Source organism: Pilosibacter sp. NGB245 (assembly GCF_057397225.1).
In genome coordinates this window covers 2,524,588-2,539,222 of the sequence record NZ_CM171584.1, presented here as the reverse complement: position 1 = coordinate 2,539,222, position 14,635 = coordinate 2,524,588, and the positions used below count along the sequence as shown (strand labels likewise).

11 protein-coding genes are annotated in these 14,635 nt (G+C 52.0%); 9 read left to right on the top strand and 2 right to left on the bottom strand.

The features are described from left to right. The first annotated feature begins 1 nt into the window (after position 1). Positions 2-721: a phosphatase gene (locus tag ACXMYH_RS11420; RefSeq protein WP_486554925.1), complete on the top strand. Its 720-nt coding sequence runs from the start codon at positions 2-4 to the stop codon at positions 719-721. 179 nt (positions 722-900) lie between these two features. Next, the gene (gene holA, locus ACXMYH_RS11415; protein WP_118515570.1) at positions 901-1,878 is read left to right on the top strand and encodes a DNA polymerase III subunit delta; all 978 of its coding nucleotides are present in this window, start codon (positions 901-903) and stop codon (positions 1,876-1,878) included. Between the two features lie 425 nt (positions 1,879-2,303). On the opposite strand, the gene rpsT is transcribed toward holA, so the two are convergent. Further along, on the bottom strand, positions 2,304-2,567 hold the full coding sequence (rpsT, locus tag ACXMYH_RS11410) for a 30S ribosomal protein S20 (protein WP_021905348.1): 264 nt from the start codon (positions 2,565-2,567) through the stop codon (positions 2,304-2,306). 194 nt (positions 2,568-2,761) lie between these two features. Here rpsT and gpr point away from each other — a divergent pair, with 194 nt between their 5' ends. Both gpr and ACXMYH_RS11400 read left to right on the top strand, forming a co-directional pair. Further along, positions 2,762-3,889 carry a GPR endopeptidase gene (gene gpr / locus ACXMYH_RS11405; RefSeq protein ID WP_486554924.1) on the top strand — a complete coding sequence of 376 codons (1,128 nt, stop codon included), beginning with the start codon at positions 2,762-2,764 and terminating at the stop codon, positions 3,887-3,889. A 339-nt stretch (positions 3,890-4,228) separates the two neighbouring features. Continuing rightward, positions 4,229-5,617 carry a stage II sporulation protein P gene (locus ACXMYH_RS11400; RefSeq protein ID WP_243022265.1) on the top strand — a complete coding sequence of 463 codons (1,389 nt, stop codon included), beginning with the start codon at positions 4,229-4,231 and terminating at the stop codon, positions 5,615-5,617. A gap of 34 nt (positions 5,618-5,651) precedes the next feature. Here the strand turns inward: ACXMYH_RS11400 and ACXMYH_RS11395 are convergent, their stop codons facing one another. Beyond that, on the bottom strand, positions 5,652-7,010 hold the full coding sequence (locus ACXMYH_RS11395; protein ID WP_118530780.1) for an MATE family efflux transporter: 1,359 nt from the start codon (positions 7,008-7,010) through the stop codon (positions 5,652-5,654). Between the two features lie 684 nt (positions 7,011-7,694). On the opposite strand from ACXMYH_RS11395, the gene lepA reads away from it, so the two are divergent. The 5 genes from lepA to glgD all read left to right on the top strand — a co-directional run bounded on the left by lepA (position 7,695) and on the right by glgD (position 14,572). Beyond that, positions 7,695-9,509, top strand: a complete 1,815-nt coding sequence (gene lepA, locus ACXMYH_RS11390; protein WP_118515568.1) for a translation elongation factor 4 — start codon at positions 7,695-7,697, stop codon at positions 9,507-9,509. A 351-nt stretch (positions 9,510-9,860) separates the two neighbouring features. After that, positions 9,861-10,874, top strand: coding sequence for an NUDIX domain-containing protein (locus ACXMYH_RS11385; RefSeq protein ID WP_486554923.1), 1,014 nt, complete (start codon positions 9,861-9,863; stop codon positions 10,872-10,874). Further along, positions 10,871-12,010, top strand: a complete 1,140-nt coding sequence (gene hemW / locus ACXMYH_RS11380; protein WP_486554922.1) for a radical SAM family heme chaperone HemW — start codon at positions 10,871-10,873, stop codon at positions 12,008-12,010. The genes ACXMYH_RS11385 and hemW overlap by 4 nt, the downstream gene beginning before the upstream one ends. Before the next feature lie 220 nt (positions 12,011-12,230). After that, positions 12,231-13,439: a glucose-1-phosphate adenylyltransferase gene (locus ACXMYH_RS11375; protein WP_118530796.1), complete on the top strand. Its 1,209-nt coding sequence runs from the start codon at positions 12,231-12,233 to the stop codon at positions 13,437-13,439. After that, positions 13,433-14,572, top strand: a complete 1,140-nt coding sequence (gene glgD / locus ACXMYH_RS11370; protein ID WP_486554921.1) for a glucose-1-phosphate adenylyltransferase subunit GlgD — start codon at positions 13,433-13,435, stop codon at positions 14,570-14,572. The genes ACXMYH_RS11375 and glgD overlap by 7 nt, the downstream gene beginning before the upstream one ends. Positions 14,573-14,635: the final 63 nt, after the last annotated feature.

Genomic DNA, 14,635 nt, shown 5'->3' with positions numbered 1-14,635 from the left:
TATGGAACTGAGAGCACTGATGGATCTGCACACGCACACGCTGGCCAGCGGACATGCGTACAGTACGCTGAAGGAGAACCTGGAAGAGGCGAAAAAGATGGGGCTTGAGGTCCTTGGAACGAGTGAGCACGCGCGGATGATGCCGGGAACGGCACCGCTCATCTATTTCCAAAATTTTAAGGTGATCCCGAAGGAGGTGGATGGGGTCCGCCTGGTGAACGGGATCGAGGCGAATATTTTTGATGAACACGGCTCGATCGATGTGGAGGAGCCGATCCTCTCAAAGATGGATTACATCATTGCAAGTCTTCATACGCCGTGTATCGCAAATCTTGGGATCGTGAAGAATACGGCGGCGCTCGTGGGCGCTGCCGAGAACCTGAATGTGACGGTCATCGGTCATCCGGATGATGACCGGTATCCGATCGATCCGGATGAGGTTGCGGCTGCAGCTGCGGAAAACCATACGGCCATCGAGCTCAACAACGGGTCGTTAAATCCGCTTTCGACGAGGATTAACGGACCGAAAAATATCAGGAAGGTCCTGGAGGCATGCAAAAAGTATCACACCATGGTGCTCATGGGGACGGACAGCCATATCTGCTATGAGATCGGACATTTTGAGGATTCGATGGCGCTGTTAAAGGAACTTGATTTTCCGGCGGAGCAGGTGATCAATTTCGATGTGGACAGGCTGGGGTATGTGCTGAGAAAGCATTGAGAACAGGTTGGGAATAGAGCAACGAAAAAGGGCGATCATATTGTAACAATATGGTCGCTTTTCGTATATCAAGCGACAGGGGCCAGTGACAGGGGAAAAGGCGCAGCTTGACCGGCAGTGGCATCTCTGATAGAATGGATGGCAGAAAATGATCAAATGTACAGTTCACGGAGGCGGTTATGCAGACATTAAACCAGGATATCAAAGAGAAAACATTTAAGCGGGTCTATCTGCTGTTTGGGGATGAACCGTTTCTTGTGAACAGTTATAAAAAGCGTCTCCGGGAGGCGATTGCCGGGGATGACACGATGAATTACAACTATTTTGAGGGCAAGGGGCCGGACGTGAAGGAGATCATAAGTCTCGCGGACACCATGCCTTTTTTTGCTGAGCGGCGGCTTGTGATGGTCGACGGCAGCGGATTTTTCAAGAACAGTGCGCCGGAGGAGCTTGTGAATTATATCGCGGAGATCCCGGAATCGACCTGCATGGTCTTTGTGGAGAGCGAGGTCGATAAGAGGAACAAGCTTTATAAGAAGGTCAAGGACAATGGATATGCGGCAGAGTTAAAGAAGCAGGATGCGGATCAGCTCATGCGCTGGGCGGCGGGGATCCTCGCAAAGGACGGGAAGAAGATCACTCGCCAGGTCATGGAGTATTTTATGGAGCGGACCGGGGATGATATGGAGAATATCCGGATGGAGCTGGAGAAGCTGATCTGCTACACGATGGGGCGCGAGGTGATCACGAAGGAGGACGTCGAGGCGGTCGGGACGGTTCATGTCACGAACCGGATCTTTGAGATGGTGACGGCGATCGTCGCGGGGAATACGAGGAAGGCGATGGATCTCTATGAGGATCTTCTGACTTTGAAGGAGCCGCCGATGAGGATCATGTTTCTGATCGCGAAGCAGTTTAACCAGCTTCTGCAGGTGAAGGAGCTTGCGGGGAAGGGCGCCCAGAAGGGGGAGATCGCTTCGAAGGTGAAGGTGCCGCCGTTTGTGGCGGGGAAGCTGATCGCGCAGGCGAGGGCGTTTTCGCGGGAGCAGATCCTTTCTTATGTGGAGTTTTGCGTGGAATCGGAGGAAGCGGTGAAGACGGGGAGGTTGTCGGATCGGTTGGCGGTGGAGTTGTTGATCGCTAGGAAGTATCGGTAGGTATGGCGGAAAGTTAGCTTTAGAAACTTGGCGAAAGGTACGCGCCGGCCTGCCTTCAGACTCAGGCGCCTGAGTCTGAAGGCAGACCGGCGCTGGGTGTTGGATTGGCGAGGGGACGCGCAGGTATGGCTTCAGCCACCGGCGCGAGTGGATTTCTGGGGCGGTTCCTCTAGGCTTGCGAAAAAATGCTAAGGGCGGAGAGCAGGGGACACAACTCGCTGCGCTCAGACAAGTGTCCCCTGTTCTCCAACGCATTTTCCCGCGAGCCAAGAGGAAGCCAGAGCCCCTGGAATCAGGCGTCTGAGTCTGAAGCCATACCTGCGCTGTGTAGTGGCGGGAGTGAAAAAAAGAACCGCCGGTTCCGACACACCCTCGGAATCAGCGGTTCTTTTTTATTTATGCGTAATAATCCAGTTCGATGATAATTAAGCCATTGCGCTTACAGCTTTAGCCAAACGGGATACTTTTCTGGAAGCGGTATTCTTGTGATATACGCCCTTGGAAGTAGCCTTGTCGATCTCGCTTGTAGCAGCAAGAAGTGCAGCCTGTGCAGCAGCCTTGTCGCCAGCAGTAATTGCAGCTTCTACCTTCTTAACGAAAGTTTTCACTTTGGATCTGATTGCTTTGTTTCTAGCAGCTCTTGTCTCTGCTACTACGATTCTTTTCTTTGCAGATTTGATGTTAGCCAATCTGTACACCTCCATATTATTTTAAAAATTATCTCTGTTTGTTTTGCATCAAAGCCTGGACACGGACAGTTCAATGTAAACATACTATTACATTCTAGCGAATATTTCCCAGGATGTCAATACATAAATTGCTTTTTTCGAGAGAAAAATAAGAGAGTCTGGTTACTTTTCGTGGGTAGGAAGGAGAAGATGCTATGAGGCAGGCGGATGTTGATTTTGTGGTGCGGACGGATCTGGCGATCGAGGAGCGGGAGCGGGTCTGGGAGAGCGGGAGTGAGATCGCGGGGGTCCGGATGCGGGAGTGGGAAGCGGCGGACGCAGGGATCCGGGTGACGGAGGTCTTGGTGTGTGATGAGAGAGGGGAAGAGGCGCTCGGAAAGCCGGTCGGTGTGTATCTGACGCTGGATGCGCCGTCGCTTGCGAAGAAGGACGAGGATTACCACAGGGAGGTCTCGGAGGAGTTATCGGGGCTTTTGCGGGGGATGTTTGTGGATCATGGGCTTGAGGCGGAGCGGATGGAGCGGCCGGTGAGGACGCTGGTCGTGGGGCTTGGAAATCCGGAGGCGACGCCGGATGCGCTGGGACCGAAGGTGCTGGAGCATCTCCAGGCGACGCGGCATCTGGCGATGGAGTACGGGACGGATTTTTGCTGGAAGCATGGATATCCGATCCTGAGTGGGATCACACCGGGAGTCATGGCGCAGACGGGGATGGAGACGGCGGAGATCGTAAAGGGGATCGTGCGGGAGACAGAGCCGGATGCCGTTATCGTTGTGGATGCGCTGGCGGCCAGGAGTGCGGGGAGACTCGGAGTCACGGTGCAGCTTGCCGATACGGGGATCCGACCGGGATCCGGGGTCGGAAATCACCGGAGCGGGCTGACGGAGGAGACGCTGGGGATCCCGGTCTTTGCGATCGGGATTCCGATGGTTGTCGGGGCGGCGGCGATCGTGTACGACACGGTCGGGGCGATGACGGAGGTGCTGAGAGAGCGGGTGGAATGCGGATCCGGTGATGAGGAGAAAGGAACAAAGAAAGAAAAAACGAAGAAAGAAGCAATCAAGACCGAAGAAACAGAGGAAGATAAGGAAACGCGAAAAAACGGTGGAAAATGGACGAAGGAAGAACCCCGGAGAAGAGAGGAAAAGCGGATGATACCGGAAATGCTCCGGGTTGAGGAGACTTTTGAACTCGTCAAGGAACTTTTAAAGCCGGATCTTGGTCCCATGTATGTGACTCCGCACGATATTGATGAGCGGGTGGATTTTCTGAGCTATACGATATCGGAGGCGATCCATGGGGCGCTGTTTTACAATAAATGAAAAAGGGTAACTGTTCAGCAGATCTGTGCACTTGCTGCGTTGACTGTAATAAATCTGCTATGCATCCGAAGGAAGCTCCAGGGGAGGTTCCTGTAGGCGTGTAATGAACAGTTACGAAAAATGATTCCGTTACAGGAGCTGATGGAAAGTGTGTGCGAAATTTATCCGAAATGAGATAAGAAAAATCCAGTGAAGAAAATGCGATTTCTTCAGCAGCGATAGCGTGATGTACTCGAAAAAAGCAGCAGACTTGATTGGTATCCGGCGATCGGGCGTAAAGGTACTGAATCACCGCTCTTGCACATAAAATGTAAGGAAACGGCGGGCCGGGCGGTAAGGATGAGGCGGAGATGGTACTATTTTAAGCGGATGCTTCAGGCGGACCGCCGGTTTGTCGTGCAGATGTTCGGGAATTTACTGGGAGTCCTCCGGTATGCCGGGCTGTGGATCGGGATCGCGGCGGTATGTGCGGCAGTTTTATATCTGGGGAGAAAAGTTTTTTCGGTTTCGCTGGGTAAATTTTATGAGGATCATGCGGTACAGATCGCTGACGATATTGTGCGGGGATTTCTTCCTGCGTGGAAAGAAGATGAAGGCGTATCGTTTTTCCGGGAAAGTCGGAAAAATGAAAACAGCGGGCTGAATGCGGAGTATGAAGAAATCTTCGGGATCGAAAATGAGAACGAGGCGATGCGGGCGGAATGGATCGCAGGCAGGGAGGCTGGAGAGGAAGAATACAGGGACGAAAGCGGGAAAATGATACAGGAAAACGGGGACGAAAGCGGGCAAACAATACAGGAAGGCGGAAATGCGAACGAGGGAATAAAAGAGGGGATGAACGGAGGACTAGACGAAAGCAGTCTGTCAGAACAAACCGAAAGCGGGCAGCTTCATGAGGAAAGAGCTGCATCGGATGACAATCTCCTGGCATCCGGAATTTTCAACACCGGAAATTCCGGCATTATATTAGAAAAACTGAATGATTACGACTATCTGATGAAAAAATTCTATAATGTCCATCCGACCACGACGGCGAGCCGTGATCTGATGCAGGCAGAAACATTTCTGTCCACCGATCTTTCCATCGAAAAGAATGCGGACAGTCCGCAGATCCTGATCTACCACACCCACTCCCAGGAGACTTACGCGGATTATCCGGAAAATCCGGAGGCGGATGTGATCCATCTGGGAGAGGAGCTGGCGGTCCTTTTGCGGGAACGCGGTTACAACGTGTTTCATGATGAGAGTGTTTACGATTATCGGGACGGAAAGCTGGACCGGAGTGCGGCGTATACCTATGCACTTGATGGGATCACGGGACTTTTACAGAAATATCCGTCCATCGAAGTGGTTTTAGATATCCACAGGGACGGCGTTGCGGATGGGACGAGACTTGTGACGGAACTCGGCGGGAGCGAGACGGCAAAACTCATGTTTTTCAATGGGACGTCCATGAGCCCGGACGGACCGATCGAATATCTTCCGAATCCGAATCTCAGAGAAAACCTGGCATTCAGCTTCCAGATGCAGCTTCTGGCGGATGGAAAATATCCGGGACTGATGAGAAAGATCTATTTAAAAGGCCTCCGCTATAATGAGCATGTCCGGGCGCGCTCCGCCCTGATCGAGGTGGGCGCGCAGACAAACACATACGCGGAGGCGAAGGCGGCGATGGAGCCGCTTGCAGATATCCTGGATCTTGTGTTGGATCATGGACAGGGAGATTAAAAAATCCGAAGGCCAGGTGACTGCCGGGATTTCCTTACATACTGATCTTCTTTTCCCACTTTCCGGACATATAATAAAGCTCGACGAGAATGGATGCCACGATCCATCCGATCGGATAACCGAAGCCGACAACTGCGGCCGTGTTGCAGATCGAGGTTGCAATATAGAGATAGATCTGGCGGAACAGGACAAAGGAGAACAGCATGATCAGCATCGGAGTCCTGGAATCACCGGCTCCTCGCATGGCTCCTGCGACAACCTGGTTCGGGCAGCAGAACGCGAGCATGAAGACGTTCATCCGGAGAAACATGGTTCCGTAGCGGACCACATCCGGCTCCTGGTTAAAGATCGCGACAAGGCTCGGGGCGAACAGGAAGAGGACGGCGGCGCTTGCGAACGTGATAATGAGAGCGAGGCGCATCGCGACACCGGTTCCTTTTTTGGCCCTCGGAAGGTTTCCGGCACCGAGGTTCTGACTCATGAAGGTCGTGGAAGCCTGACCGATACTCTGCATCGGAAGAAAGACGAACTGGTCGATCTTCGAATAACTGCTCCATCCGGCCATACAGCTCGAACCGAAGGTGTTGATGTAGGACTGGACATACACGTTTGAGAATGAGGTCAGCGACTGCTGGAATCCGGTCGGAAGTCCGATCATGAGGATCTGCTTGAAGATTCCTTTGTCGATCCGCAGATCACGCCAGGTAAGTCTGTAATTTTCCGTGCTGCGGGAGAGGACGACGAGTACCAGGGCAGCGGAGATGAACTGGGAGATGATCGTCGCGTAGGCAACGCCCTCGATCGCCATTCCGAAGCCGACCACAAAGAGGAGGTCGAGCGCGATGTTCATGACGCTGGAGAGACAGAGAAAGTAGAGGGGACGTTTCGTATCGCCCACCGCGCGCAGGATCGCACTTCCCATATTGTATACAAGAAGACCGAACACGCCGGAAAAATAGATTTCAAGGTACACGGACGCAGACGGAAGGACATCCTCCGGTGTGGACATGAATTCCAGCATATACGGGGTGACCCAGATGCCGAGTCCGGTCAGGAGAATTCCGCAGATGAAAGTCAGCGCCATCGTCGTCTCGACTGCGATGTGGAGTTTTTCATCATCGTGCGCTCCGTAGTAGCGGCTGATCACGACGCCGGCGCCGACGGAAGTTCCTGTGAAGAACATGACGATCATGTTGATGATACTTGTTGTGGACCCAACAGCGGCGAGGGCGTGGGAGCCGACGAAGTTTCCGACGACGAGGCTGTCTACGGTGTTGTAGAGCTGCTGAAAGAGATTTCCGATCACAAGCGGAACCGCGAACATGATGAGAAGTTTCGTGATGGAACCGGATGTCATGTCCATGGATTTTTGTTTTTTAGGGGTATGGTTCATAGCGGGTTCTCCTTGGCGTGACGCAAAAGGCTGCAGTAGTTACCGGATATGTTTCCAAAATGGAGAGTCATGCAGGATCCTGTCCGGATATCGCAGCAGGAAAATGGTGGACGGGTGACAAAAGAGGGACCGGGAGCAGAAATCCCAGTCAATGAAATGAATGTCAAGTTCATGTAAAGAATGTTAATTAAAGTCTAAATCAGAACGGTTGGAATGTCAATTGCTTTAACAAAACCTGTAAAAATGAAAAATTGCAAGGTAAATATTTGCGAAGGAAGACCTGGGATCATAAATACTGAAAGTGAGACCATGGCTCCCGGAAAAACCGGCAAAATCTGCGAGCGGTCATGTTCAGAACTGCTTGCGCATGAAGGCAAATAATGCTATATTTAATATGATAAATTGCCATTTCTGCCCCCATCAGCCTGCTCAGGGAATCTGATGGGAAAATGAATGCGATAAATATAGAAGAAAGGTAATTATTCAGTAGGTCTGCGCACTTGCTGCGCTGACCGTAACAAAACACAGGCTTGAAGGCAAAAATCCCATCGGCGAAGCCGATTTGGAATGGATTTTTGCTCGTAACTGTGAGGGACTGAACAGTTACGAAGAAAGATGTGCAGGAAACCGGCTGTCTCAGAGCGCCGGATCCCTGCAGAAGTAAAAAAGAAGAGAGGAACATGAATGGTTCATTATTCCCAGGATAAAATCAGAAATTTCTGTATCATTGCCCACATCGATCACGGTAAATCCACGCTGGCGGACCGCATTATCGAGAAGACCGGTCTTTTAACGAGCCGTGAGATGCAGGCGCAGGTTCTCGACAATATGGAGCTCGAGCGCGAGCGCGGCATCACGATCAAATCCCAGGCTGTCCGTACTGTCTATAAGGCGAAGGACGGCGAAGAGTATATCTTCAACCTGATCGATACCCCAGGTCATGTGGACTTTAACTATGAGGTATCCCGAAGCCTTGCGGCCTGTGACGGCGCGATCCTTGTCGTTGACGCGGCCCAGGGAATCGAGGCGCAGACACTTGCGAACGTCTACCTCGCCCTTGATCATGACCTCGACGTTGTCCCGGTCATCAATAAGATCGACCTTCCGAGCGCCGATCCGGACCGTGTGGCGGAGGAGATCGAGGACGTGATCGGACTTGAGGCTCACGATGCGCCGAGGATCTCCGCAAAGATGGGCTTAAATATCGAAGATGTTTTAGAGGCGATCGTCCACAAGATCCCGGCTCCTAAGGGAGATCCGGAGGCACCTCTCCAGGCCCTGATCTTCGACTCCCTCTACGATTCCTACCGCGGCGTTATCGTGTTCTGCCGTGTGAAAGAGGGAACCGTTAAGAAAGGAACCCCGATCCAGATGATGGCGACGGGCGCTTCCTACGACGTCGTGGAGGTCGGATACTTTGGCGCAGGCCAGTTTATCCCGTGCGATGAGCTCCGCGCCGGTATGGTAGGTTATATTACCGCCAGCATCAAGAACGTAAAAGATACCCGTGTCGGCGATACGGTGACGAACCGCTTAAATCCATGTGCAGCACCGCTTCCGGGATATAAGAAAGTCACTCCGATGGTCTACTGCGGTCTCTACCCGGCGGATGGAGCGAAATATCCGGAGCTTCGTGATGCCCTGGAAAAATTACAGTTAAATGACGCGTCCCTGTTCTTTGAGCCGGAGACATCCATCGCTCTTGGATTCGGATTCCGCTGCGGATTCCTTGGACTTTTACACTTGGAGATCATCCAGGAGCGCTTAGAGCGCGAGTACAACCTCGACCTTGTCACAACGGCTCCGGGCGTTGTATACCGGATCCACAAGACGAACGGAGAGGTGATCGACCTCACGAACCCGTCCAACATGCCGGATCCGTCCGAGATCGACTATATGGAAGAGCCGATCGTCTCCGCAGAGATCATGGTCACGACCGAATTTGTCGGTGCGATCATGCAGCTGTGCCAGGAGCGCCGCGGCGTTTACCTCGGAATGGAATATATGGAAGAGACTCGTGCACTCTTAAAATATGAGCTTCCGTTAAACGAGATCATCTACGATTTCTTCGATGCGCTGAAATCCAGATCCCGCGGTTACGCGTCCTTCGATTACGAGTTAAAGGGATACGAGAAGTCCGAGCTTGTCAAGCTCGATATCCTGATCAACAAAGAGGCGGTCGATGCCCTTTCCTTCATCGTCTTCGAAGGTTCCGCCTACGAGCGCGGAAGAAAGATGTGCGAGAAGTTAAAGGATGAGATCCCGAAACACTTATTTGAGATCCCGATCCAGGCGGCCGTCGGCGGAAAGATCATCGCGCGTGAGACCGTCAGAGCGATGAGAAAGGATGTCCTCGCGAAGTGCTACGGCGGTGATATTTCCCGAAAGAAGAAACTTCTCGAGAAGCAGAAGGAAGGAAAGAAGCGTATGCGCCAGGTCGGAAATGTGGAGATCCCGCAGAAGGCGTTCATGAGCGTCCTGAAGCTGGATGAGGAGTAGACGGCAGAGGGAAGAACAGCGATTTTAAAAATCAGAGATCGATTGGCAGGATAGATTCTGCCGGATTCTGGAAAAAGCTGGAAAAATACAGTCTGACAGACAAAAGGATATAGTCCAGAATACTCCCTGTCTGCGCCGCAGCAGGGGAAAAACGCAAAAGTCCATTTCCGGTATAAGAAATGGACTTTTCCTGTATCCGGACCGGAGATCGAATTCCTGACTGCAGGTCCTGTCACCGGCGGTTCTTTTCAAATCTATAGAAACGGACCGATTTTGCCGTTACTTATCTCCTGAAAGGAGAACGGTTTCCCTGACGGAGACCGACCCTGAAAAAACAGAGTGAGGTACACAATGAAACTTACAACTCTTTGCTATATCGAAAAAGATGAAAAATATCTGATGATCCACCGGATCAAAAAGAAACATGACGTCAATAAGGACAAATGGATCGGCATCGGCGGAAAGTTTGAACGCGGGGAGAGTCCGGAGGACTGTATCCTCAGGGAGACGAAGGAGGAGACCGGTCTGACGCTCACAGACTACCGGCTCCGGGGCGTCCTGACTTTTGTATACAACGATGACGATGAGGAGATGGAGTACATTTTCCTCTACACGGCGGACGGCTTTGCGGGGGAGCTCGCGGAATGCAATGAGGGAACGCTGGAGTGGGTCCCGAAAACGCAGATCGACCGCCTGAACCTGTGGGAGGGCGACCGGATCTTCCATTATCTTCTCGATGAAGATGCGCCGTTTTTCTCCTTAAAACTCCGCTATCAGGATGATCTTTTAAAGGAGGCGGTCCTCGATGGAAAGCCGTTGGAGCTTCTCGATCTGCTCCGTGAAGACGGGGAACCGTCCGGTCAGGTGCGCTGGCGGACTCTGGTCCATCTTCACGGAGACTGGCACCGGACGAGCCATGTCTGGGTCGTGAGAAAACGCGCGGACGGAGGACATGACCTGCTTTTACAGAAGCGGAGCGGGGGAAAGGATTCCTTCGCAGGCTGTTATGACATCTCCAGCGCCGGACATATCCCGGCGGGACAGGACTACCTGGAATCGGCGCTGAGAGAGCTGAAGGAAGAGCTTGGGATCACAGCGAAACCGGAAGAGCTGCGGCTTGTGGGAGTCCACGACGGGCGCTATGAGGGCGAATTTGGCGGACAGATCTTTAAAAACCATGAAAAGAGCCATGTCTTCGTCTATGAGAAACCGGTGGAGATCGAAGACCTGAAACTTCAGAAGGAAGAAGTGGAGTCCGTAAAGTGGATGAAGATCGAAGATGTCCTTGCGTCGGTAAAAGCGCATGATCCGGGATACTGTCTGTTTGAGGATGAGATCGAAATGCTCTGCGGGGTGCTCAAATGAGCGGGGGCATGGAATTATATCTGCACATGCCGTTCTGTGTGAGAAAGTGTGCCTACTGCGATTTCCTGTCATTCCCGTCAGGAGCCAAGACGCAGAGAATGTATGCAAAGCGGCTGATGGAAGACATCGGTGTCATGGGAAAACGATACGGGGAGATCCCGGTCGAGACGATCTTTATCGGGGGCGGAACCCCGTCGGTGCCGGACTCTGGGCTGATCGTGGAGATCATGGAACATGTCAGACATGCGTTTCATGTCGCGGATGGCGCGGAGATCTCCATGGAGGCGAATCCCGGGACGGTGACGCGAGAGAAACTTACGGATTACCGGAAAGCTGGGATCAACCGGCTGAGCTTCGGTCTCCAGTCGGCGAATGACCGGGAGTTAAAACTTCTGGGCCGGATCCACACCTGGGCGGAATTTCTGGAGAGCTTTATGCTGGCCCGCGAGTGCGGGTTTGCGAACCTGAATATCGATCTCATGTCGGCGCTTCCGGGACAGACCTGTGAGTCATGGAAGGAGACGCTCTCGCGGGTCACGGATCTTGATCCGGAACATATCTCCGCATACAGCCTGATCATCGAGGAAGGAACGCCGTTCGGTGAACGATATGGGAGCGAAGAGGGGCGGAAACTTCTTCCGGACGAGGACTCCGAGCGGGAGATGTACCATGAGACGAAGCGGTTTTTAAAGGACTGCGGATACGAACGGTATGAGATTTCCAATTATGCGAAGCCGGGGCGGGAGTGCCGCCACAACATCGGCTACTGGACCGGAGTTCCGTACCTGGGACTCGGACTCGGGGCGTCCTCCTATCTGGACGGCTGCCGGTTCACCGTGAACCCGGATATGAAGCAGTATCTCGAAGAAAAGCCGGGAATGTTTGCAGATATCGAAAAGCTGACGAAGAAGGATATGGAAGAGGAATTCTTCTATGTAGGGCTCCGGATGACGGCCGGGGTGTCGCTTTCAGAATTTGAAAGACGATTCAGGATCGCCGCAAAGGAAGTCTACCCGGGGCTGATGGAAACATTCGTGAAAGAAAAGGCCGCGCGTTTTGAAGGTGACCGCTTTGTACTGACTGATTACGGGCTCGATGTGAGCAACTATATCATGGCGCAGTTTCTGCAGGACTGAAGTTCCTGCGGAGGCTGCGTTTTTTAGATTCATGGGAAATTTTGACTTTATGAGTATAAAGTAATACAGAAATATATAGGCAAAGTAAAAGTATGGTAAAAATGTATAAAAAGCTATCAAAAACGGCGAAAATGTGCTATAATTTATACAATCCTTGAGAATGCGATTTTATGCATTTTGCACGGAGAATACCGATCCAGAAATACAGGGGGATATTTTTATGGCTAAGGAAATGATCGCAATGCTCCTTGCCGGCGGACAGGGCTCCAGACTCTACGCGTTGACACAGAAGCTTGCAAAACCGGCAGTTCCTTTCGGCGGAAAGTATCGGATCATCGACTTCCCGCTCTCGAACTGTGTAAATTCAGGAATCGATACCGTTGGAATTCTGACCCAGTACCAGCCGATGGTGTTGAATGAGTATATCGGAAATGGTCAGCCGTGGGATCTTGACCGTCTCTACGGGGGAGTCCATGTACTGCCGCCGTACCAGAAAGCGTCCGGCTCCGACTGGTATAAGGGAACCGCAAACGCGATCTATCAGAACATTCCGTTTATCGAGCGCTACGATCCGCAGTATGTGATCATCTTATCAGGTGACCAGATCTGTAAGCAGGATTACAGTGATTTCCTCCGCTTCCACAAGGAGAAAGGAGCGGAGTTCAGCGTTGCCGTTATGGAGGTCCCGTGGGATGAGGCATCCCGCTTCGGCCTGATGGTCGCAGACGATGATGACCGGATCACGGAGTTTCAGGAGAAACCGAAGAACCCGAAGTCCAACCTGGCTTCGATGGGAATCTACATCTTCAACTGGGATATCTTAAAGAAGTACCTGATCGAGGACGAGGCGGATCCGAACTCCGAGAACGACTTCGGAAACAACATTATCCCGAACCTTCTGAAGGACGGACGAAAAATGTACGCCTACCACTTTGAGGGATACTGGAAGGATGTCGGAACGATCTCTTCCCTCTGGGAGGCAAATATGGAGGTTCTGGATCCGGAGCACAGTGGGATCAACCTCTTTGATGAGAATTGGAAGATCTACAGCCGGAACAGCGGCATGACCGGACATAAGATCGGCTCCAACGCGGTCGTTGAGAACTGTATGATCACAGACGGCTGCCGGATTGATGGAAATGTAAAGCATTCGATCCTGTTCTCCGGTGTTAAGGTAGAAAAAGGTGCAAAGGTCGAGGATGCCGTTGTCATGGGTGGAACCGTCATCAAGGCCGGTGCCGTTGTGGAACACTGCATCGTTGCCGAGAACGTTGTGATCGGTGAGAATGCGATCGTCGGTTCCATGCCGAAGGATGAGGGACACGGTGTCGCGACGATCGGATCCGGGATCACAATCGGAAAGGGCGCAAAGATCGGCCCGAACGCCATGGTCAATAAAAATGTGGAGGACGGTGAAGAACAATGGTAAATTCCAATGCAAATGCGATCGGTATTATTTTCCCGAACAGTTATGACAATTTGGTGCCGGAACTTGCGGGCGACCGCCTGATGGCATCCATCCCGTTCGCGGGACGTTACCGGATCATCGATTTCCTCCTTTCGAGTCTCGCAAACTGCGGGATCAGCAATATCTCCATCGTGGTCCGCGAGAATTACCATTCCCTGATGGACCATCTGGGATCCGGCCGTGAGTGGGATCTTCTCAGAAAGAACGGAGGTCTCAGCATCTTCCCGCCGTATGCGGAGAAGAACATGAAGGTCTACAGCGGCCGTGTCGAAGCGCTGGAGAGTATTCTGCAGTTCCTTAAAAATAAGAAAGAAAAGTATGTTATCATGACCGACGCAAATATTGCGGTCGATTTTGATTTCAATGATATGTTAAGGGCACATATCGAGAGCGGCGCCGATGTGACTGTCGCTTACGCGGAGCAGGAGATCCCGGCGGAGCTGATCCACGCGGGCGCCCATGGGGACATGTATTACACGTTAAAGCTCGAGGACGGGCGTGTGAAAAGGATCTTCATGAATTCCGAGGAGAGCGGAAAACAGAATCTTTCCATGAACATCTATATTATGGAAAGAGAAGCTCTGATCGAGAAGATCCATGCGGCGTTTGTACGCGGCTATTCCTATTTTGAGCGTGATATCCTTGCACCGCGCCTGGAGAAATATAACGTCCGCGCGTACAAGTATGAAGGATATTATGCAAGGATCTGCGGACTGAAGAGCTACTTTGACGAGAATATGAAGCTTCTTGACGATGAGAATCTGGAAGCGCTGTTTACCGGCGGTCCGGTCTACACAAAGATCCGTGACGACAACCCGACGAGATACATTACCGGATGTAAGGCGAAAAATAACCTCGTTGCAGATGGCTGTGTGATCGAGGGAGATATTGAGAACTGTATTCTTTTCAGAGGTGTCAAGATCGAGAAAGGCGCGAAGATCAGAAACAGTGTCCTGATGCAGGATACGGTCGTGAAGGCCGGCGGACGCTTGGATTACGTTGTTACCGATAAGAACGTTACGATCGAGGTCGGACAGGAGCTTAAGGGAACGGATACACAGCCGTTTTATGTTGCCAAGGGACATACGGTTTAAAAAAGCAAAGGATAAAAGGGAATCTTCCGTGAGAGACTGGATGCTCCATGGAGATTCCCTTTT